Genomic DNA, 23,261 nt, shown 5'->3' on the forward strand with positions numbered 1-23,261 from the left:
ATGTCTGACAAGAAAAGAGAATCTTTCTTTTGGAATCTCAAAAAAATTGAGAACGAGGAATTCTTTAAATGGTTTGAATCTCAAGGGAATATAGCAGATTCATTATATAAACTTGTCTGTTACTTTATTGATAAACATGGCTTACAAGATGTTGGTGATTATAAGATTCAACAACAAATGCAAAGAGAAATCTTACTTCAAGATAAAGATTTTTTAAATGAGGTTAAACGGTTCCTATTGAATGATTCAAATCTCATTATCAAAAATGAAGACCCTAGCATCCATAATGAGAGAAAATCTCCTAATGAAGAAATTGAGACTTCTGAAGAGCAATCCGATAATGAAGATGTAAAAAAAGAAGACGTTTCTAAATCTGAAACAAAAACTTTGAATGATGAATATGAGGATCTTGATACAGCAAGTTTATTTGGCAATTAGTATATAAATACTCTAAAAAAAAGAGTCCTAGAAATAGGACTCTTTTTAATACTAATTTTTAGCTTTAACTTACATTTTATCGATGATGATTTGTCTTTTATACCATTGGTTTAATTTGCTTCTCGCCGTACTAGAGAGACGCTTTGTTTTTTTATTATAGAATCTAGAAAGAGTAGGCTGTGATATACCTATCTCTATTGATAGTTCTCGCATAGTTATATTCTTCTTCATATGAATAAACTCTATTTTCTCCCTGATAAGTTGTTCATTTTCATTCGTATCTAATGGTTTTTCTACAATTTTTACTGGATGACTTTCCTCATGTATTGTATCAATTGTTTTCTTTTTCGCTAAGTTTTCCATTGAACTAATTAATTCTTTGGGTGGCAATATTACTATTCCTAACTGTGAATAATAGTTTTTAAACCAATTCTTCTTTGTCAGTTTTTCTTCTTCTAAACCATTATGATATTCCCAATGAGAAATTACTTCTTCTTTTTCTAAATCACTAAGAACATTTTCTAATTGTTCACGGATACGATTAGGTTTTTGTTTTTGGTTTATCCCCATAACTGCTAACAAACCTTTATCTCCACCTATAGAATAAGGTCTTTGTAAGCTAGAAAACATTTGACGTATTCTCCATTGCCATGTCAAATATCGAATTAATCTTTTATGATATTTGTGTCTATAACTATTATATTCAAGTGCCTTTTTTGATAATAATGCGGTAGTACTATTAGATCCATATAGATATCCGGATAAGAAACTTCCCGGTTTGATTCGACACGATTCTATCCCCATGTATTCGTTTGTGTTTTTATCTCTCCATAGAACTACGGAATCTAATACAAATAGTCTTTTGATTACCTCGCGTTTTACTTCATAATGCTTACCTGTTTCAGCGCGATCATTTAATACGACTACTTCATTGTCATCATTTAGATATATAAAAATACTCGCTAGGGCCGCAATCCGCTTCGCAACTTTAATTTTATCTTCTACCCTATAATATTCGACACCATTTGCCTTAGCCTTTGAAATACTGCACATTTCTAAAACTTGTTCATATGAAAAATCAATAAATTCATCAGGCGATTTTGCTTCGTTCAACCATTGAATCGTGATGGTATCTAAACAATCTGCAGTTAGATCATCCATATTACTCATTACACCATCTACTAATGTATTCCATCTTGCTGTCTCTTCAATATTCGTTAACTTTAGATCTTCATCTTTATGAGAGGAAAGCTGTGCCACTCCATTACTATCCTTTGTTTCAATAGGATAAGATTTTAACCGTGTGTTTTCATCTTCTTCAAATTGATTTTTAGCTATTCCATCTCTTAACTTATAATAGACCGCGGAGTTATTTACTTCTAAATAGTTTTCATTCAATATGTTCGCATCTGATTCACTTGTTGCTGTGTGCACTATAGTACTAGCTGTCTGATTTTTACGAAACTCTTGTTCAATAAAGACACCTATAGTCTCATGAATAATTAATCTGTATTTATCTATATTTTTAAATATATCTAGAGGAGAAACACCTTTTCTTTGTTGTTGCTCTAACCACTGTACAAGCATTGAAAATGATGGAGAAAGGTATTCTGAAGTCACAATTTTACTTTGATCTGCTTCAACCTCAACATAATAGGAAACCCATTTATGCCACAATTGCTCATCTTGTTTATACAGTTGTTCAGTTATTGATAGTGCGTCTCTAAACAATTGTAGAACGTCTTCCATTTAAATTCGGCTCCTTATATACATTTAGTTATTATTGATCTTAATTTGAAAATAATTAGCTATATGATGTTCCTTTTTATAAAACTAGAAATACAGTCAGAATATTCAATTCTTTCATTTCACCCTTAACATGTTAAGGGCTCTAGTTTGCATACTTATAGCCCACTTTGTAACTGATTATACAAGACTGAATCGATTTGTAAAATCCAAATAGCAATTATACAAGTACTTATACAATAACCTATCTTTCATCCATTAGCTCTTTTTCTAGTAGATTTTCAGTAATATTATTTATAAATACAAAGTTCTACTATTTGTTATATATAAATAAATAGATTATTAAGCCGATACAAAGCATAATTTATACTATCTTATCTTTCTTAAACAAACACCATACATTTTCATAGCAAAGGAATGCAAGTATACTGATCTATACTGCATTCCTTTATTGTAATTGTATGTCCACTATATTTTTATTCTTCCTTTTCCAAAATTAAAAAACTAACATCCAAATTTCTTATTTTTCACCTCTTTCTGGATCCACTCCATTGTAATAAAAACTCTTCATTACATGTCCAAACTATTAGCTATCCCCCCTAAACAACAATAATTTTTAAAATAGTAGTTCCAACTGTATAAAAAACAAATTAAATCTTTACAAGAGAAAACAACTAGGATAAAAACAGATTGTTTTCTTTTATAAGGAAGAACAAAGAAAGAGTGGAAAAGCAATACACAAACGTGTAAATCACATGGAGTAAACCTATAAAAGAATGAAAATTCTGATAATTTATTCGCTAAGGGTTTTCGTTTACTCTTTCTTTGTTATTATGAGTTTAACATTAAAAATAACATAAATCAACAAAAAAACAAAAAATTCTTATATTTTCGACATTTTATTTATCTCGCTCTAATTTCACCTTAAAAACATAGTTACTGTAGCTGTGAACTACCCACCACTTACCGATTATCACCGCTTGAAGTGGGGGATTCCTGATTCTACAAGCATTGCCTATCTCTTACGAGATTCGGTCTTACACGCTCTCCACAGGCGTAGATTATACTGTTCGGACAAGACCTTGCCCTACAGTTATATAGATGTTATGTACATTTAATATGTTGGCTGATACGCAATTTGCGTTAAGCCGGCTTTTTCAATGTTAATCGCTGCATTGTGGTCACGATCCAGTACAGTACCACATTGTTTGCATACGTGCGTACGAACAGAAAGTGATCTCTTAACTGTTTCCCCGCAATTCGAACATTTTTGTGACGTGTAGTGCGGTTTTACCATTACCAAACATCCACCATTTCGTTTTGCCTTGTAGGAGAGGAATGTACGGAACATCCCCCAACCTGCATCGTGGATGGATTTTGCTAGGTGACGGTTACGTACCATATTTTTGATTTTTAGGTCTTCTATACAAATTACACCATAGCTGTTGGTTAATCGGAAGCTTAGTTTGTGCAAGAAATCCTTACGTTGATTCGCTATCTTCGTATGAATTTGTTGTAATTTGTCTACTTGCTTGCACCAGTTCTTCGAACCTTTTTTCATTTTTGAATGTTTACGTTGCGCACGTTTTAATTTACGCTCTTCTTTGCGTAAGAACGTAGGATTCTGAACTTCTTCTCCATTAGATAGAACCGCAAATTTTTTGATGCCTACATCAATACCAGTTGTTTTATTTGCATCACAAATAGAATCTTGGTTTACGTGTTTTTCAACACAAAAAGTCGCAAACCAACGGTTTCCTTGATGTTTTATGACAACTTGTTTAACGCGGCCATCTAATTTACGGTGCCATTTGATATCAATGACCCCTAATTTCGAGATAAGAAGTTTACCGCCTTTTGTGAGAGAACACATACGACGGCTTGTCCCCAAGGAACCATCCTTCTTTTTATATTTGAACATACCAAATTGAGTAAGAGTAATAGAACGATATTCTTTAAAACTTTTCATTTTTGGATAGCCAGCATCCTTTTTAAAGAACTTTTTATAGGCTTTTTCCAAGCGCGCAAACACTTCCTGAAAAGGTTGCGAAGGAACCTCTTTTAAGAAATGATATATCTTTTTATCAAGTTTTTGCTGATTTTGTAATTCATACCGTGTTAAGTCTTTTTTGTTTTGTTTATAATATCGTTGTTTATCTAGCAAAGCGGAGTTATATTGCTGACGACAAATGGAAATCCATCTCTCTAATGTATGTTGTTGTTCTATTGTAGGATAGATTTCAAACCTGTAGTTCAATTTCATTATGTCGTCACCTCCGAATATTTGTTCTAATAACTCTATTATAAACAAATTTTACGATGCTTTACCACTCAGAAGTACTTTTGTTAGGTCGGGCCATTCATCTCCCACCTACGCTTCGCTTAGAGGAAGGAGAATTCTGGCTGAAGTTCGTTAAAAGAGAAGTAAAAGTAAAAAAATGTAAGGATTAAAATATTAATGTTACTTCGAACACCCCAAATTCATCAAAATGAAAATTTATAGCCATATCATGTCCCTTTCCATCAAAACATGAAACAAAAATGACATTATGTAACTCTTTTTACTAACTCGAAATTTTTTTCTAAAAATGCTTCAAGCTTGATATATAAGCTTTTCTACTACACCTATACAATTCGTTATGAAAATTTATAGCTATATGATGTCCCTTTTTTTCAGAAGAAACCCCCATAAACCTTTTTATATTAAGGCTTTACATGTTTATAACCCTATTTTCATGTATTTATGCAACATGAAAATCCATAGCTGTATGATGTCCCCTTTTTTACCCAAACATGAAAACTAGCCTAGCCACTTCATGTTCCTTTTGTAATTATAAAATTACAGATAAACCCCATTAACATCACTATTTAAAAGGGTTCATCTGTTTAATTCACAATTATAAACATGAAAATCCATAGCCATATCATGTCCCTTTTATTTTTTTGAAAATCGATATAACCGTTGATTTAATCATGTTTACAAGGTTTTTTTGCTATTTCCCTTCTTTTCTACCAATATGAAAATCCATAGCCATATCATGTCCATAAAAAAAATTTCAAGAAGTCTGAAACCCCTTGATACACAAGGGATTAAAGGGCGTTTCATCTTTTTATTTTTTCTCTTAAAGGGACGCATTTCAGCAAATTTCGATTTGGTATAATCAAAATTGGTATATTTTATAGTGTTTTGGCATTTATTTCTGAATTTATAGGTAGGAGGTGAAAAAGATGGGAAAATCATTTATTATTCGTAATCAACGTAGTCTAAATGGACAATCTACAAATGCAGTTTTAGTAACACTGAAGTCTTGGCAAAAACTTGTTGAAACTTTCGAAGAGAAATACTACAGCTATAAAGATACATACCTTGAGGATATTGTTGATCATATGACATATGAGGAGCGCATTGCCGATGTGGATGGCTTCGTAGCACAGGCTAAACCATCTTTTTCACGTCGTACACTATCTGCTATTTCGGAAACAATGGGAAGAAAGCATAAATTATATGGCCTTACAAACGCAGATTTGGAAGTCTTCTTATATCTACATAAAAAATGTTACACGAATGGAATCATTCCAAATGTAACAATACATATGATGTGGGAAGATTACAAACTATATAAAGAAGAATTTGCTTACATACAGCATTCTCAATTCTATATTGCATTAAAGAAATTAAGTATACATAACATTATTACGATTGAAAATGAATTAGATGGCCGATATACAATTAAATTAACTCATTTTATGAATGAAGAAACTGAAAAGGCCAATGCATATGTTTATATTAGCCCCGTGGTATTTACGAAAGCTTTCTTTGAGCTATCAGTTGCATCTAAAAAGCTATTCTTAGATATTGCTATGCAACAGCACAGTGAAACTACACTAAAACGTTCCTTAGACAAACAAGATGAAAAAGGGAATAAAACTCATTTTGGTGGGATGTACCGCTTTTTACATAAAAAATATCCACATCAAATCCGCGCAGTTATGACAGAATTAACAACTGCATTACCATGTACAGGGACTTCACTATTCAAAATTTGTAAATTACAAAAAGGGGTTAAGAATAAAAAAAGATATACGACTCTATATCTATCCTTACATACGGATTTCTTATGTGCAAAAGAAACAGGAGAAGTACAGTATCGCGATCCATTCACACCAAAGCTTACTTATGCTCGTAAAGCTCGTTTTATCGAATCCGTACTACAAGAAATGAATATTGGTGAATTTACACAAGACATGAACAAGTTTATCCATGTACTTAAATATACATGCCATCGACAAATTCGAAGCGTAATTCATAGCTTACGTGACATGATAGATCGTAATGAAGAATATCCAAGCAAGTTAGTATATACACTGAAGAAATTATTAAATCAAACATCACAATATCAAATTCTTGATACAGCGGCTAAAGAAGGTATTTATCCTCTGATTACACAACATGTTCCGAAAGAACATAAAGAACAAGCTGTATTTGATTTCGGATTGCATTTCTCTATGTACTCTCTGCGAAACATCAAAAAGCTGTTCCGCAAAACGTATGAGTTACTAAACTACAAATTTGCTGTACCTGTTACAGAGGAATCGTATCACCGCAACTATCTAAAGTATCAAGAAGAAACGTTGTTTAGAAAGTACGCTTATGAACAAGGTACACACCTAAACGCTTATATGGCTTTAGAAATAGAAATACGTGAACTCTTAAAGGCAAGAGGACATAAAGAGCGCTCTATTCCTAGTGATGTTCGGGAATTGTTCATTGAAAAGATAGATAGATTACCGAAAGAAAAGCTTCGCGTTATTGAAGTACCAGATAACTTTAATTTAATTACATTTATGCGTGCCTTTGAACAGTTAATACGCGCTGGTATCCCAGTAACAACAGCTGAGCAAGTACTGACAGCAATGAAAACGAATTAATCATAATCAGCTCTCTATTTTTGAAAAAAATTCAAGATAGAGGGCTATTCGTGTTGATACGTTTATTGTGAAGAATTTTACTCATTCTTCACAATAAGTAACTTTACTCGATTCTATTCATAATAGAGTCTTTTTTTATGCAATCATATACAAAAATAGTGTGATACCTATCTCAATTTCCACACATACTTTCATAAAAACATGTTATGAGTTGTCTAAATACATTCAAATATCTACAAGAAATCATAAGAAAAAAATTAAATTTCGTGGATAAGTAGATAAATAACACATAATGTGAGTAATTTTGTGCAATTATCATTGATATATATAGCTTATACGCCTTCATCTATCAAAAATCATCAATATTAATGTGAGTTATGTGCTAGATCTTAATAATGTTGATTAATTAACACATAATGTGAATCTTTTGTGGGTAAATACAATAAGATTGTTGAGATTCAGTGAATTCACATGAAATTTTACGATTGAATAAATATGTTTAACAATGTATCAATTTGTTTCATTTTTTATGTAGGAATACTAAATTTCATTTATGATTATTTGTAGACTTTAGATCATAATATTGCCTATTTTTCCGTTGTGAGATTCTACCATTTATGATTTTTTACGTAATGAGATGTTAAAAGTGTATGTTACAGTAAGGATATACATACATTTGCCGGTCCTATATAAGTTTTATCTTTATATTTTTAATATATATAAGATATATATTTATATTAGATTTTATTAACTACTCTTCAATTACATTGTTACTAAAATAACTGAAAAGATTAATTTACAATTTTTGATTTTACTTTCGAACCACTTATAAAAGGAATAAATTAGGAAACAATATTTTTTAATCAGGTATATAACTGATTAAAAAAATCATACAATAAAAAAGAGGAGCACATGCTACCAACATGTGCTCCTCTTTTGATAACTGCTACCGTCAGGTGGTCGCTATCAATTATCATTTATTTTTAAGAAAACCACCCTTTTTTTGCTTGCGACGGCGTGAAGAAAGGGGAGTTTTCTTGTTATTAGCACAGTTTCAAAGAATTTAAGATTTTTGTCGAATGTCATTCCAAAATAGGAATGACATATTTTTTTTGGGACAAATTCGAAAATCCGTATCATTATCATATGTATTTAGTGTATCTAGAAATCTATATGGATGGTGAAGACATATGAGTCAATATCAAATGCTGTATAGTACACCTTATCTGTATTCTTCTCGAACATTGAATCAAATGTACAAAGCTAATAAAAATGAAGAAAACATATGCGCTATACAAGAGCATATGTTACGTCACGAAGTATACCTGGACCAACAATACCGAGGTTACTATTATTTAAGTCAAAAAATTGAGGAGGAGTTATACGGCGAAGAACATGCATTGTCATGGAATGAGCTACTGGATGATTATCAACTTTATAGAGATCGGAAGGGGAATTTATCTATCAAACAGAAAGGATGAGATAAACATGACAATCATTGGAGAGTTAGGGATTGTATATGGCGTGACCGGAGCTTCAGTTTTAGGAATAAAATTGCTGAAGAAGAAAGGGCTTTATCTTCCAGGTTGGTTGCTACGTGCGGGTCTTAAATGCTTGTTGATTGGGAGTGTTTGGTACGTTCTAATGGATATACTAGATGTGTTTCTACGTTAGTATTACATCTGGTAGTTGAAAGTAATTATAATAGCGCATCTTAAACAGCTTTTTCTAAGCTTCCATACAGGCTCAACTACCTTAAGGAGGTATGGAGGGAATGTTGTCACTTTTATTAATCCCAGCAACCTTTATAACTGTAGCTTATTTTTATCAAAGTAACGGAATGAGTGATAAGAAAAAAATTGCAACGTTTTTTGAAATTACAAAGATATGTGTTCAACATAAAGGTGAATTACAATACCCCATTTTTATAAAGGAAATTAAAGATGATATAAGTATGAATTATGTTTACAAGTTACCACTTGGTGTACCTAGTCAACTTATCCAAAAGTTAGCTGAAATATTAGAAGAAGGCCTATATAAACCTGTTAAAATATCGTTTCACCAAAGAGAGCTTCATATTCGAGTATTTAGCCAACAAATACCTGAAATGTGGAATTGGTCTAAGGATCTATTAAAAGAGCATACATGGAGCGTTATGGTGGGGAAAGCGTTAGATAAATATGTATATCATGACTTTGAGAAGACACCTCATATGTGTGTAAGTGGAATGACTCGTTTTGGAAAGACAGTATTCTTAAAAAATGTGATGACAAGTTTAATTTTACAACAATCTCAACACGTGAAATTTTTTATTGTTGATCTGAAAGAAGGGCTAGAATTTAGTCCTTATGAAGATCTATCCCAAGTTGTAGAAGTAGCTGAAAACCCGGAACGGGCGTTAGAGATGTTGGGGAGAGTACGCGAAAAGATGATAAAACAGATTGAAATGATGAAGAAGTCCTATTTTACCAATATCATAGACACATCAATTAGAGAACGTTGCTTCATCATAGTAGATGAAGGGGCAAATCTTTGCCCGACACAAGGATTACCTAAAAAACAACGTGATGTATTATTCATGTGTCAGGAGATGCTATCTGAAATCGCAAGAATCGGAGGTGGTTTAGGATTCCGGCTCATATTTTGTACGCAATATCCAACCTCTGATACATTGCCAAGACAAATTAAACAAAATGCTGATGCGAAAATAGGCTTTCGATTACCAACGACGGTCGCTTCACAAGTTGCTTTGGATGAATCAGGACTCGAGGATTTGCCGTCTCTTCCAGGAAGAGCATTGTTTAAAACAGATCGTACAGAGGAAATCCAGGTACCTTATTTAAAGGATACAGACATGTGGAAGTTACTGAAGAAATACAAGGTGGTGAAACAAAATGAGGCATCAAACGCTCAAACAGAAAGCGAGACAAATCGAGATTTTATCTACTTTGAGTAAGTTAGATTTTGCAACCAGGAGGCAATTGCAAGCCATCCACTGCCTAGGAAGTATTCGAAATGCAAATCGTGTATTAAAGGATTTGACGCCGTATTGTCATATTACTAAAATAGCTCGTGAGCATGTATATTATTTAAATAAAAAAGGGCGTGATTTATTAGGAATTACAAGGGAAGTAAAGAAAAGCAGTCAATTACAACACATATTAATGAGAAACGAAGGCTGGATGTGGCTTGGATTTCCAGAATGGAAAACAGAAAGATCTATAGAGTTTTCAATCAATGGTCAACGGTATCAGATTATTCCTGACGCAACGTATTTTGAAAATAATGTTCCCCATTTCGTTGAAATAGATCGATTGCAACATATGAAGGCAAACGAACATAAAATACAGTTATATGGCCATATAACAGATATCTACAAAAGACAGAATGCTATTGTTCCAGTAATTATCTTTTTCACATTATCAGACTATCGGCAATCCAAATTAGAACAATATGCTGCAAAACAAAATGTGTTTATGAGAACGTTCGTGATGGACCACATATTCTAGGAATTTTAAATATTGATATCCCAAAAATCATGATAATCAATGCGGTTATCAAATTTTCTTAGTGTTTTAATGATTTTAGTTGCGGATGTTAAAGTGGGAACACGATCCTTTTTATTCGCTAAATCACTTATTAATGATTTACTTAATCCAGTTTTTTGCACTAACCACTGTTGTTTAATTCCTCTACGATCCAAATAGTCACCAAATGGAGTTCTTTTTTTTCCTAGACCAAACATAAGGAATCCCTCCTAAATAAAGAATATCGTACTTATAGCTTGTACAATATTCCATAAAACTAAACCTTTGTTCATAAATATGGAATTATAATTTGAAACAAAGCATAGAATAATATAAAGAAAATCAAAAAATATGGAATAATTTTGAGGAATCTAGCATTCATAGTAATAGCTACAAGTTGCTGATACACTATCCTAATGGCAACTTGTTGCAAAGTGCATTCTTACAAAATAAAAAGCTTAAATCCATTGGTACACAAGGGTTTAGGCTTTTCTTAATTTATGGAGTAATGAAAACGAGTTTAATAAATTAAGAGATACTATATTGTTCAGTGGTCGAATATTGAAGAAATATATGTATATAATTTCACGTACCACAATAATAATTAAAAAATATTTTCTAAATGGTTGTATAACGCACAACCATAGGTTTACAATAAGAACAAATGTTCTGTTATTGGAGGGTAAAATGATGTTTGATTACTCAAAATGCATGAATCGAATGATTTTCTGCATAGACCTTTGTTCATTTTTTTCCAGTTGTGCGTGTGTCATGAGGGGATTAGATCCTTTAAAAGTAAAATTAGCTGCCGTTGGGGATGTAAATAGAAAAGGGGCAATTGTGCTGGCTGCCACTCCCGAACTGAAAAAGTTGGACATTTCTACGGCAACCAGATTATACGAAATACCAAAAGATCCAAATATAATTATCGTAAATGCAACAATGAGAAGATTTGTTGAAATTTCAAATCAAATCACAGAAATTTATACGAAGTATGTAACGTTAGAGGATCTACACGTTTACTCAATAGATGAGTGCTTTCTAGACATGCAACAAACAGCTCACCTTTTCGGACGTGATCCAATTGTAATTGCTAAACGAATTCAAAAAGAGATATATGATACAACTGGAATAACTGCATCCATTGGAATTGCGCCTAACCTATTCCTTGCAAAAGTTGCTCTTGATGTGGAAAGTAAACATTCAAAATCAAGGATTGCTATGTGGACATACGAAGATGTTTCAAAGAAATCATGGGAAATCAAACCCCTTCAAAAAGTATGGGGAATTGGAAAGGCTACTGAAGAGTCATATCGCTTCTCATATGGTATTGATGAGAGCCTGATTGCTAATAAATACATTCTGAAAAGCACTTCTATTACAAGATGGCAAATATTATTAGAAGACTGTTTTAGCCCCAACAAATTAAAAATGCTTCTTCTAGAACAAATAGAAGAAACCTGTTTTCGCTTACGATCTATTGATAAAAAGCTTTGCGGGAGTTTTCGCAAAGCTTTTGCCATGATATATAATTAATTATAATAGTAATTTTCGTATTTCTTCTGTACTGAGACCAGTGAATTTTGCAATATCTTCTAATGGCATTTCATTCTTATGCATACCACGAATTAATTGAATTTTTCCTTGTTCAATACCTTCTTCTAATCCTTCTTCTCGAGCATGAGCTATTTTAGCTTGTTCATCTAGAAGTATTTTCTCACGAGCTTCATAACCGCTTCAAAAGGTATTTATTTTATAGAAGTACTTCAAATATGAAGTTTTTAATGTTTTGAAGCAATGTTTTTCATAGATATCTACCTCCTTTAAAAGGTGTACCTTTTGGGAATGCTAATAATTGTTTTTATATGTAACTACATAAAATGAATTTGTTCATTGTTAATTTTTTACATAAAAAGTGAAATAGATGAGCAGGTGAAATGAATGTGTATCAGATAGTGGCTATAAAAAGTGGACGAGTTAATCTTGTTACTTTAAAAAGTCAGGAGTTTTATAGATGAGTAAAAAAAAGCAAGAAGCAGAACAAAAATAATACAAAAAAACTTGGAGGTGAGAAAGGCAGGGAAAGTAATGTGAGAAAAGAAAATGCCGTTTCTAAGATTGAGTTAGTAATCCAGGTGATTAAATTTGTAATGGTAGTCGTTGAATTTATTAATTGGTTTCTGTGAGACTGTTTTGAGAGTCCTAATTTAATAGGACTCTTTTAAAATTTTCTTTTTATGTTCTACCTTAAAAATAACAAAGGAGAGCAATAATTTCATATAATAGAAGGATATTGAGAACTTATGATTTAGTATACTAATTAATCATATAGAGTGCTATATCTTGTGGTAGTAAGTGTATATTTGGATTAAATTACGATGTTTTAAAAAAAGACGCGATGCTTTATCTCTTCAATCAAAGTGTTGGATGCAACTTATGATTGGATGAGACAAACAAGGCTTATAATTATGTGAAACTTTTTATTTTGATAAAAGGAGAAATTATTAGATGATAAAGTCGTTGGAAAATTGGTGTATAGATAATGATCGAATGGATATTTTAGAAGAATATGGGGGGAGATTAGGTGAATTTTTGAAGTTTACTAAGCCTTCAAAAATAGCCCATAATAGTTCGGAATATATAAAATGGAATTGTCTAAAATGTGGTTCGTATAAAGCGTTACAAGTCAAAGAACGTATTTTACTAGGTAAAATTGATTGCTTGAAGTGTAAGAAAGAAAAATCATTAAATAAGCGATTTGAAAAACTACAGTCGGAAGCTACAGACATTGGTTATTTAGCAAAGTCAATACAATCATCTATTCCAGAACAATATTTATACTATTATCTAAAAAAAGCATTTTATAATATTGAAAGTCAAAAACAATTTGACTGGTTGGGGAAGATGTCTATTGATATTTATCTCCCTGAATATAGAATAGGAATTGAATACGATGGAGAAAGATTTCACTCAAATAATTTTAATGACGAATTAAAATTTAAGCTCTGCAAAGATAATCAAGTAAAATTATTAAGAATAGTGGAAAGCTCTAAAGAACAACAAACAAAAACAGAGTATCCTGCGGATTGGTATTATTCATACTGTCCAAATCATAATTATGCTAATATTTCTGAAGTGATTTTAGAATTATTAAATTTCATAGATAAAAATAAAGAATCCACGTTTCGTGAATACCCTATCAGTCTAAAGAATGATAGGGGTAATATTGAGAAACAGATAAAAAAAGAATTTGACAAACGAACATTATTCTATAAATGGCCAGAATTAGTGGAGTATTGGGATTATGAAAAAAATGGGGATATACTACCAAATCATGTATTTAAATCAGATAAAAAAAGATATTATTTGAAATGTCCTAAATGTAATAAAGAATATAGCTTTCTTCCTCATAATAGAAGAAAGGCTATTCCTCCATGCTCTTGTGAAAAACCTCAATATGAAAAACGAACAAAGGATATAAGTTCTATATATGAAAATACAGGTTTAATAAACTTTGAGGATAATCTATTAGATAGACAGGTAGAGGATGAGATCTTGCGAGCAGCTAATTGTTTATATGAAAGTTATCGACATTTCGGAACTATTGAAATATGTCATATAGATCAATTCAGTAAACCTTTTCTAGTTTATTACCTTCACAAATATACAAATAAAAAAATATGCTAATCTTCTATAATGGAAGTATTTGGAACGTCATCATAAATATGGAGGTCTTTTATGTATATATCTGATGTGAAAATTTTGAATTACAGAAGCTTTTCGGAGTTTAATGTAAGCTTGAATGAAGGCTTATCTATAATAATTGGAGAAAATAATGTGGGGAAATCCAATTTTTTAGAGGCTTTGAGTCTTATCTTTAATAGTAATTACTCCTTACGAAAACGAACATTGCAACAAGAGGATTTTTGGAATGGACTCAAGATTCAAGGTACTTGGCCAGAGATTACAATTGAGGCAACTTTAAATGGAATCGAAACAGAAAACGAGCTTGCTATTACAAGTAGATGGCTGACAAGAAATCCAGGAGAGGCAAAACTTACCTACAAGTATAAACCAAAGGCAAATATTTCGGTTTCAGCTCCTCTTGATGCTACTCCTATTAGCAAAATTCAGCTTCCCCTTCATGAGTACGAGTGGATAATTTATGGTGGAGAGCGTGAAACATTAGACACCTTTGATTTTAATATGCTATCCAAGTTTGGAGTCGAGTATGTAGGGGCTCTTAGAGATGCAAATGCTGAATTAAAAAAGTCCTCTGGTCAATTACAGAGAATCCTAAAAAATTTCGATCTTGGGGAAGAAGAGCTTCATAAGATTTCAGGGAAAATTGATGAACTTAATGAGCAAATTATGCAAGGTAGAGAAATTCAGAAGGTACAGAGTGATATCAATGAACACCTTGGGAAAATTACTGGGACTATGAGACAGCGAGTGAAAATCCAAATGGGAGAAAGTGACTATGATGCTTTATTGAAAGATTTAAAGGTTCTAATCGGTTCAAATGAAGACAGAGTACATTCTGTTGATATGAATGGTCTTGGTTATAATAATTTGCTGTATATTAGCCTTTTACTTACTCAATATACAGCCATTAAGGAAAAGCGAAATCAAAATCATGACTATGTGTTTCCACTTTTAATTGTTGAGGAACCGGAAGCTCATCTGCATAGTCATTTACAAAAGTTCTTAGCTAATTATTTCTTTAATCAGAAAGTTTTGGGCCAGGTTATTATGACAACCCATTCTTCACATGTTAGTTCTCATGCAGAACTGGATAGTTTAGTAGTGTTTTATAAGGGAAACAATAAGACATTATCTAAACGTATTGGAACAATTTTTGATACAAATAAAAAAGAGGAAAGTGATTATAAACGGTATTTAGAAAGATGGTTAGATGCTACCAAATCTGATATTTTCTTTGGTAGAAAGGTCTTATTAGTAGAAGGAATTGCAGAACGTCTATTAATACCGAAATTTTTCTCTATGCTACAAAAGGGACACGCGGGAGAAGATAAAACATTAGAAAGTGAAGGAATCTCTATTATTTCAGTAGATGGTGTAGCATTTAGGCCGTTTTTACAGTTATTTGGATCAAAGGGATTAGATATGAAGTGTGCTGTTTTGACTGATAGTGATCCAGAATCTGTTCCTGTAATAGACATTCATGGGGATGAAGTGATTGGAAGTGACGACAAGGTTGTAAAAGAGGCAGCTTATCCTACGAAATTTGGTGAGTTTCCAATCTGTTCAAGAACAGCTGGTTTAATTAAAGATTTCAGCACATCCTCTAATATTTATATATCTAGTAATCTTAAAACATTTGAATATGATTTGATGATGGAGAATAATGCATCTTTCTTTCGTGAATTGATTCAAACATACGATATTGGAACAAAAGCAGAAAGGGAAAGAGTTGTTACTTTGGATGGGCACGAATTTGCAAAAGAAGCCTATGAGGTTATTTCAAAGGAGAAGGGTCAATTCTCCCAGTTCATATTAGATGAATTGAATAAAGGGAAAGTTCTACATATTCCAGCATATATCAAGCAGGTATTTAATTTTCTTACGAATGAAGAGGAGGTAAGAAGTGATGGTTGATAATGATGATTTCCGGAGAAGTATAGCATGTGCTCCTCATACTGATTCAATTACTGTACAAGCTGGACCTGGAAGTGGTAAAACGACGTTATTGATAGAGCGGTTGAAATATATAATTGAAAATCGCATAAATGCTTTGTCTGGGCTTGCTTGTATTACTTATACCAATGCGGCTAAAGAAGAAATCATGATGCGACTACAAAATGAAGGGGTGCAGCTACCTACTGAACTGTTTATAGGAACGATTCATTCATTTTTATTGGAGCATGTGATTAAACCCTACTCACACTTTAAGCATAAGGAAGGGATACCATATAAACTTGCTTCTGTGGGCTTTGCTAGGGGATATAAAGATTATATTGCAAATATGTTAGGACGTCCCCATTATCATATTAATGAGAGTATATTTAAAGCGTTCGAGAGCCTGGGCCGTGATGAAAAAGGAAATCCTTATTGCTATAGAGATAAGATTTCTCCTTCAGATGCGTTGACATGGAAGAATTTTATTAAAAATAGAGGGTACATAGATCAACAAGATGTGATTTATCTTTCTTATCTTATTTTAAAAAAGTATGGTCATATTCGGAATGCATTTAGTTCCCGTTTCAAATATATTCTTGTAGATGAGTATCAAGATGTTACTTATTATCAAGAGCAGTTATTTTCTTTGCTAGAACATTCTTCGTTCTTTTGCGTCGGGGATACAAATCAATCAATTTATAGCTTTACAGGAGCAAAGCCAGAAATATTTCAAGCAAAGTGGAACAATGAGAGTTACAGAAACTACATGTTAACCAACAATTTTCGTAGTACGCAACACATTGTCCAGTTTGCTAATTACAAAACAGAAATTGAGCAAACTGGAGCTGGTAACAATGCTACAAGAAAGCAAAAAGTGATATTTATAAAAGATATCAAAGAGGCTTCAGAGGCTATTCAATTGTTTCAAAGTATTTGTACAGATATAGAATGTGAGGAACAAAAGAAGCCATTTATGATTCTAGCTAGACGGAATGATTATGTGAAAAATATAAATAGTCTTTTAAAAAAACAAGAAGTGGAAGCAAGCCCTTTTTTAAAGAAATTAGCAAAAGAGCATTATCGTCGCTTTCAAATCTTGCAAAATTTCATATTGGCTATCTCATATAAACGGAGAAATGAATTTGACAGAGCTGTTGAAAGAATGAGTGAAGCCTTCAGCTATTTATTTTTTAATGAACATCCTAATTATATTGCATTAGTTGAAATTGGATATAGTATGTTTATGTGGAAGAAATTACAGATCTTTACGCTTCAGTTTTTAGATAACCTGGTATTAACAGAAACATCGGTGGAAGAGCTGTTTGTAGTACTGAAAAAATTTCTGATGGAAGAATCAAAAAAACTGTATGGTAAATCTATAGGGAAAAAACTAAATATGCTTAATTACAAATGGAAGAATCAAGTTAAAGCATCAAAGAGTACCATGTTATCCCATCTCATAGAGCAAGTAGAGCTGCAAGGGCACTTTTCTGAAAGTGAAGGCTCTGTTTTAAACATTCATGATGCAAAAGGTCAAGAAGCGGAATGCGTATTGGTAATGGCTGAATACGAATCTCAGCTTAAGGAGTGGCTTGGAAAAAATGGAGAAATAGAAGAAGCACGTGTAGGTTATGTGGCGTTTTCTAGAGCTAGAAAGTTATTATGTGTATGGGCTCCTTCCATTCAAGAAAGCAACTATATGCATTTACAACAACATGTTCAATTTGTAGATAAGACCTATACTGCTGAAATGGAAAGTGTTTAAAGGATATAACTTTCTGTAAGTTATGGTAATGGGATATGAAGTTTGGATAATTATCAAGACAGTGATAGTAAAATAGCTAATTACTTAACTAACTGTCTTTTTGGGCAGTTAGTTATATTTTTAAGTGATATTATCGCTCATATTAGTATTGTATTTTTGGAGATAATGGTTCACTAATTGGGATCCTACTACATCGCCATCAAGTTAAAATTTTATAATGCCCACAAAAAGGACGAATTAAACTATTTCAACAAACAAAACAGGGACACCATTTAGATTAGCGCTTAGTTATAAGCTATAACAAATATTAACATGTAGAGTTTTAATATTTGATAATTATGTTAATTCACAAACGAAAGCCCGGCTTCTCTCCCTAAAAATTCCACTTATTCACTTTATATAAACCACTTTAAATCAACGTCGGTATCATAATGAATTAATAAAAATGTAAATATAGGTTGATAAAGAAGAATGGGGGATTATTACTTATTAATCAATATTAAAATCGGAATATAATCTATTATTTTCCGATGAATTTATAGTTGTAATGAAATATAATTTTCAAATCAATCTTAAACTAGAAAAGTGTACCTTTTGGGTTTTTTATTTATATATATTATCTAACTTATATTTATCAGCTAATGTATTTTTTAGATAGTGGATGTGCAAGTGAAATTATTAATAAGTAAATGAATATATGAAGGAGGGCAAGATTATGAAGAAAGATAAAAAAAGATGATTGGAGGAAAAAAGAGATTGTAAAATTGATCGGGGAATACGACTTGGTGAAATAGCTGTAAGAATTTTAGTTGGATGGATTTTAGTATGTATAAAGTTCATTCTACTTGTTACTATCTTGTTTGGTATTCAATATTTTATTACTAAATTAGCATGAAATAAATCCAATAAAATTCAATAAGTATAGACAAAAAAGCTTATCCGTTAGCACTTAATGATAAGCTTTTTATTGTTGTCTTCATCTCTTTTTCGTTTTAGGGGGGATTTTGTTTTGTTAGCTCAATAGAGATGGGGTGCTATCCCCTAAAGAAAAAGGATCTGATATTCATATCAGATCCTTTTTCACTATGTATAATTATTTCACTGCTTCTTTTAATTCTTTTCCAGCTTTAAAAGCAGGAACCTTTGAGGCAGCAATTTGCATTTCTTCACCTGTTTGCGGGTTACGTCCTGTACGTGCAGATCTTTCACGCACTTCAAATGTACCAAACCCAAGAATCTGTACTTTTTCTTCATTTGCTAGCGCGTTTGTTATAGTATCTAATACAGCTTGTGTCGCTGCAGCTGCATCCTTTTGTATAAGTTCTGCTTTTTCTGCTACTACTTTTGTTAATTCCGTCTTATTCATTTTCTGCACCTCTTTACATATAATTAGGTGACTATTATAACGTGCCTATACTCCTGATGCAATTAATAACATATATCAAAGTAAAAGGTCAATGGATGTATCTGTATCGTGCTGTTGATTCGAAAGGAAACACAATTGATTTTTTTCTAAACAAAACAAGAGACCAGAAGGTTGCAAAGCGCTTTTTCAAGAAAGCTTTGCGATTTTTTCATGTTTCAAAGCCACGTGTTATAACAGTCAATAAGAGCCCGGCCTATCCTATAGCAATTGAACAGTTAAAAAAAGAAAAAAGCATACCTGATGGTATGCAACTTAGACAACAAAAGTATTTGAATAACATAGTAGAACAAGATCATCGCTTTATAAAGAAGCGAATCCGTTCCATGCTAGGGTTCAAATGTTTTGACACAGCTACATCCATTCTTTCTGGAGTAGAAGCCATGCATATGATTAAAAAAGAACAGCTTGATTTACGGGACCATTCTGTCCAAAATCAGAAAAAATTCATCCATTAATTGTTTGGACTTTCAGCATAAGATACGATTTTGTTAGGAATATATGCGCTTTATTCTTTTTTGTTTTATTTTTGCACCAGAACCATTGAACGGATCAACCGAACAACAGCAATTATTATTGCTAATGGTATCTTTGCAACGGTTCATTTTGATTGGTTCTTCTTCCCTTATTTTGTGAATAGATGCTTGAGTACATAGAGTTATGAAAAAATAAAAGATTTGAAATTATCAATGTCAGTGCATATTTTATATATTTAGTTTGTGTTTTGGGCAACAAGTTTTCTTATAAACTAGCATGGATCTATGTTTATAAGAAAATAAATTAAGGTAATAATAGTGACATAGCGATATGTCACTATTTCTTTGAGTTGCGAAGTATAATTTTATAAAATTATACTTTTACTGAAAAGAAAACAATCAAATTTTCTCCTTTGGATTTGAAAATTCCATTTTATTTTCAGAGAACAGTCCATCCTTTTTTTTCATACATCGATCTATAGCATAGTCAATATCTAAAAGCTCTTTATTTGAGAGGTTATTTTCAATTAAGATGATGGGAATATCCTTTAAAGAAAATGGTAAAACAGTATCTGTTATAATTAAATCTATATTTTCAAATTCCATAGCGGATTCATATAATTCCCAAACAAATTTCATTTTCAGGTTTGCTTTCCCCTTGAAATGTCTATTCATGTTATTCAAAGTAAAATCACTGATAATTTGAGAGCGGGATGTAAGATATAAAACATTTGGATACAAGTTCTTTTCTGCAGTAATGTATTGTAACAATAATAAAGTAAAAGACATCGTGACTTTATTATGGCATTTAAAAGCTTTTTTCTCCTCCCAAATACTCTGAATTCCAGCTACTTCTTTTAAAAATATAGGATATTCGTTAGTAATCCCTGTTAATACAGTTCGTTTTGATAAATATTGAAGCTCTGGCAACACACTTCTTACTTTTGCAATACAATAAAGACTAAACATTTTAATGACAAAGGTTTTATCATATAGAAAATCATACTCTAAATACTCTTTAAGAAAATGTAAGAATTCAAGAAACTCCTTACATTCATTTTGAGGAACATGTAAATGCCTAAAACCTTTATCTGCAGAAAATAGTTCTAGCGCCGTTACAATGTCAACTCTTGAATACTTTTCAAGAGCTAATTCAATGGAGTTTATATACTCAAACTCTGAAAATATTAATGCTAAATAAATGTATACTCGTTCTTTTATAGGAATTTCATAGTCTAACATTTCTTCCAATAATAAAAACAAACCATTAAACTCTTTAAAATACCCTTGCTGTATTAATTTCTCTTCAACACCAAAGCGTCGTTCTTCCGCTTCAAAGCCTTTCTGACTCCGTAACATACAAATACTTATAAAGTTTAAAAATAAATTTATACCAAAATGAGTAAGGGTTATTCCGTGTGTTGCCTCTAAATAGATCTTGAGCTTTAGCTTGAACTTTAGCGATATCTTCTGATGCGCTCTAAAGCTCTGAAAATAAGAATTACCATTTGTTAAAAATAAAATCTCGAATAATAATAAGCGAATGGCCCCTTCATTTCCCTCAATATAATAGGGCCTACTTTTTAAAGTTAAAAAAAATGGTTTAATCCTCTGTTCCACTTTCTTGAGTAATTCAACAGTCATGTTACGATTTATATGTAACAACTCTCCAAGTTCTTCTGTTGAATAACCTCTTCTTTCAACCAAGAGATTTAGTAGATGAAAAATTAACTCCTTATGATCATGGATAAATATGCTAGCAACTGTTTCATTTTTGGGATGAATTAATTTCATACCATATCCCTTTTTTGTATGCAAATTCCAAGTTTTAGGAAGGAATTCCCTTATAATTTTAATCTCATTTTGAATAGTTTTATATGAACATCCAATGTAGACTCCTAGTTCTTCAGAGCTAATCCATCCAACTGCTTCTTCTAAATATTTCAATATTAAAAACTGCCTTTTGGTTATAATATGTTTTTCCATAAAAAAATCCCCTTTTTGATATATATCTTTAAACTATTATTAGTCCCCATTGATTCATAATAAAAAACCCTTCTGCCTTTTGAACAAAAATTGAACAAATGCAAGCGTTAAACCAACACCTACTAATAATGCAACAACAGATAAGAATACAGCTTGTACTACTAAGTTATAAGTTAAATAAGGATTTTTTGTACCAATTGTTTTTAATACACCTAATTGTTGTGTTTTTTGTAAAGTAATAACATAGAAGAACACAACAATTAACAACGATGTAATCACAAGTGAAAATGCAATAATCATTGTTAAAGTTCCTTGCTCTTCTTTATACCTAAGAATGTTCTCTGCTTTTATTTCAAAAATGGAAGAAGCATTTGCATTGGATAATCCATTAGCTAACCCCGATACGATAAGTGCAAGAAATGATAATAAAATCATGATTGTACCAATTAATCCGCACCTTAATTTCGACTGTTTTAATTCTTTAAGAGCTAAAAACAGTACTCCTTATTTTGTAATTTGACTATGTATTTATCATAAATAAGGAGTATGAACAGATTATGAATGGACTGTTACAGGTTTTTTAAAAATATAGGATTTATTACGTGATGCACAGGATAGTGTATCGATGGAAATTTGTTGAATAACTTCAGCTTTCAACAAGAAATTTAGTAGCTGAAAAATTAAGTCCTTATGATCATGGATAAATATGCTAGCAACTGTTTCATATTGGGGATGAATTAATTTCATACCATATCCCTTTTTCGTATGTAAAATCCAATTTTCAGGAAGAAATTTTTTTATAATTTTAATCTCATTTTGAATAGTTTTATATGAACAGCCAATGTAGCCTCCTAAATTTTTAGAGCAAATCCTTCAACTGCTTATTTTAAATATTTCAATATTAAAAACTATCTTTTAATTATGATATATTTTTCTATAAAAACCCCCTTTTTGATATATACCCATAAACTATTACTAGTCCCTATTGACTCATCATAAAAAATCCCTCTGCCTTTTGAACAAAAATTGAACAAATACAGAGGAATTATTTTTTATACATGAATTTTTTGTAAAAAAGGGTAATGTTTCGAACAGAAAGTTATTAAAAACAATCCTGATTATATATTAAATATGTGTATGGAAATGTTATTTTTTTTCCCTTGTTAGGGGAAGAAAAAAGGATTTATAAGTTTTGATATCTTGTTATCATCAAAATAATAGAAGGTTTAAAGAGGTGCTGCGAATTAATACATTGCCTCTCTAAGGTAGAAAGAAGAAAAAGAATCTTATGGTTGAGGATATTATGAGTAATTGTAATGTTTCTCATATGG

General features: G+C 31.7%; 15 protein-coding genes and 4 pseudogenes. 12 read left to right on the forward strand and 7 right to left on the reverse strand.

Annotated elements, in window-relative coordinates:
- On the forward strand, positions 1-438 hold the full coding sequence (locus NSQ47_RS26555; protein ID WP_001280890.1) for a hypothetical protein: 438 nt from the start codon (positions 1-3) through the stop codon (positions 436-438).
- A 69-nt stretch (positions 439-507) separates the two neighbouring features.
- Here the strand turns inward: NSQ47_RS26555 and NSQ47_RS26560 are convergent, their stop codons facing one another.
- A complete protein-coding gene (locus NSQ47_RS26560) occupies positions 508-2,187 on the reverse strand; it encodes a helix-turn-helix domain-containing protein (protein WP_283750625.1) in 1,680 nt (559 codons plus the stop codon).
- Positions 2,188-3,298: 1,111 nt separating this feature from the next.
- A complete protein-coding gene (locus NSQ47_RS26565; protein ID WP_246907838.1) occupies positions 3,299-4,447 on the reverse strand; it encodes an RNA-guided endonuclease InsQ/TnpB family protein in 1,149 nt (382 codons plus the stop codon).
- Between the two features lie 965 nt (positions 4,448-5,412).
- On the opposite strand from NSQ47_RS26565, the gene NSQ47_RS26570 reads away from it, so the two are divergent.
- From NSQ47_RS26570 to NSQ47_RS26590, 5 genes are all read left to right on the forward strand, one after another.
- Positions 5,413-7,113 carry a hypothetical protein gene (locus NSQ47_RS26570; protein ID WP_088099240.1) on the forward strand — a complete coding sequence of 567 codons (1,701 nt, stop codon included), beginning with the start codon at positions 5,413-5,415 and terminating at the stop codon, positions 7,111-7,113.
- Between the two features lie 1,190 nt (positions 7,114-8,303).
- Complete coding sequence (locus tag NSQ47_RS26575) at positions 8,304-8,594, forward strand: hypothetical protein (RefSeq protein ID WP_033714602.1); 291 nt, start codon at positions 8,304-8,306, stop codon at positions 8,592-8,594.
- 7 nt (positions 8,595-8,601) lie between these two features.
- Positions 8,602-8,787, forward strand: a complete 186-nt coding sequence (locus tag NSQ47_RS26580; RefSeq protein WP_002107213.1) for a hypothetical protein — start codon at positions 8,602-8,604, stop codon at positions 8,785-8,787.
- 100 nt (positions 8,788-8,887) lie between these two features.
- Complete coding sequence (locus NSQ47_RS26585) at positions 8,888-10,069, forward strand: FtsK/SpoIIIE domain-containing protein (protein WP_341038690.1); 1,182 nt, start codon at positions 8,888-8,890, stop codon at positions 10,067-10,069.
- Positions 10,008-10,622 carry a replication-relaxation family protein gene (locus NSQ47_RS26590; RefSeq protein WP_002107215.1) on the forward strand — a complete coding sequence of 205 codons (615 nt, stop codon included), beginning with the start codon at positions 10,008-10,010 and terminating at the stop codon, positions 10,620-10,622. Before NSQ47_RS26585 ends, NSQ47_RS26590 begins: the two co-directional genes overlap by 62 nt.
- A 5-nt stretch (positions 10,623-10,627) precedes the next feature.
- Here the strand turns inward: NSQ47_RS26590 and NSQ47_RS26595 are convergent, their stop codons facing one another.
- The gene (locus NSQ47_RS26595) at positions 10,628-10,858 is read right to left on the reverse strand and encodes a helix-turn-helix domain-containing protein (protein WP_000467332.1); all 231 of its coding nucleotides are present in this window, start codon (positions 10,856-10,858) and stop codon (positions 10,628-10,630) included.
- A 472-nt stretch (positions 10,859-11,330) separates the two neighbouring features.
- Here NSQ47_RS26595 and NSQ47_RS26600 point away from each other — a divergent pair, with 472 nt between their 5' ends.
- Positions 11,331-12,176, forward strand: a complete 846-nt coding sequence (locus tag NSQ47_RS26600; protein WP_341038693.1) for a Y-family DNA polymerase — start codon at positions 11,331-11,333, stop codon at positions 12,174-12,176.
- Here the strand turns inward: NSQ47_RS26600 and NSQ47_RS26605 are convergent.
- Positions 12,177-12,377 (reverse strand): annotated as a pseudogene (locus NSQ47_RS26605) (Rpn family recombination-promoting nuclease/putative transposase); the annotation flags it as partial.
- Positions 12,378-13,148: 771 nt separating this feature from the next.
- On the opposite strand from NSQ47_RS26605, the gene NSQ47_RS26610 reads away from it, so the two are divergent.
- The 3 genes from NSQ47_RS26610 to NSQ47_RS26620 are packed head-to-tail and all read left to right on the forward strand — an operon-like array spanning position 13,149 to position 18,045.
- A complete protein-coding gene (locus NSQ47_RS26610; RefSeq protein WP_341038695.1) occupies positions 13,149-14,327 on the forward strand; it encodes a zinc-ribbon domain-containing protein in 1,179 nt (392 codons plus the stop codon).
- A gap of 51 nt (positions 14,328-14,378) precedes the next feature.
- Positions 14,379-16,259: an ATP-dependent nuclease gene (locus tag NSQ47_RS26615; protein WP_341038697.1), complete on the forward strand. Its 1,881-nt coding sequence runs from the start codon at positions 14,379-14,381 to the stop codon at positions 16,257-16,259.
- On the forward strand, positions 16,252-18,045 hold the full coding sequence (locus NSQ47_RS26620; protein ID WP_000228155.1) for a UvrD-helicase domain-containing protein: 1,794 nt from the start codon (positions 16,252-16,254) through the stop codon (positions 18,043-18,045). The genes NSQ47_RS26615 and NSQ47_RS26620 overlap by 8 nt, the downstream gene beginning before the upstream one ends.
- Before the next feature lie 1,093 nt (positions 18,046-19,138).
- Here NSQ47_RS26620 and NSQ47_RS26625 read toward each other — a convergent pair.
- Positions 19,139-19,411 (reverse strand): HU family DNA-binding protein, encoded by a 273-nt coding sequence (locus NSQ47_RS26625; RefSeq protein ID WP_078181488.1) that lies wholly within the window; start codon positions 19,409-19,411, stop codon positions 19,139-19,141.
- Positions 19,412-19,479: 68 nt separating this feature from the next.
- Between NSQ47_RS26625 and NSQ47_RS26630 the strand changes: the two are divergent.
- Together NSQ47_RS26630 and NSQ47_RS26635 are read left to right on the forward strand one after the other, a co-directional pair.
- Positions 19,480-19,926, forward strand: a pseudogene (locus NSQ47_RS26630) (IS6 family transposase); the annotation flags it as partial.
- A 78-nt stretch (positions 19,927-20,004) separates the two neighbouring features.
- Positions 20,005-20,184, forward strand: a pseudogene (locus NSQ47_RS26635) (CPBP family glutamic-type intramembrane protease); the annotation flags it as partial.
- Positions 20,185-20,343: 159 nt separating this feature from the next.
- On the opposite strand, the gene NSQ47_RS26640 reads toward NSQ47_RS26635, so the two are convergent.
- Positions 20,344-21,930 (reverse strand): helix-turn-helix domain-containing protein, encoded by a 1,587-nt coding sequence (locus tag NSQ47_RS26640; RefSeq protein ID WP_341038701.1) that lies wholly within the window; start codon positions 21,928-21,930, stop codon positions 20,344-20,346.
- Positions 21,931-22,014: 84 nt separating this feature from the next.
- Positions 22,015-22,272: pseudogene (locus tag NSQ47_RS28295) on the reverse strand (FtsX-like permease family protein); the annotation flags it as partial.
- Positions 22,273-23,261: the final 989 nt, after the last annotated feature.

This window comes from Bacillus sp. FSL R10-2780 (assembly GCF_038006125.1).
Lineage (GTDB): Bacteria > Bacillota > Bacilli > Bacillales > Bacillaceae_G > Bacillus_A > Bacillus_A cereus_U.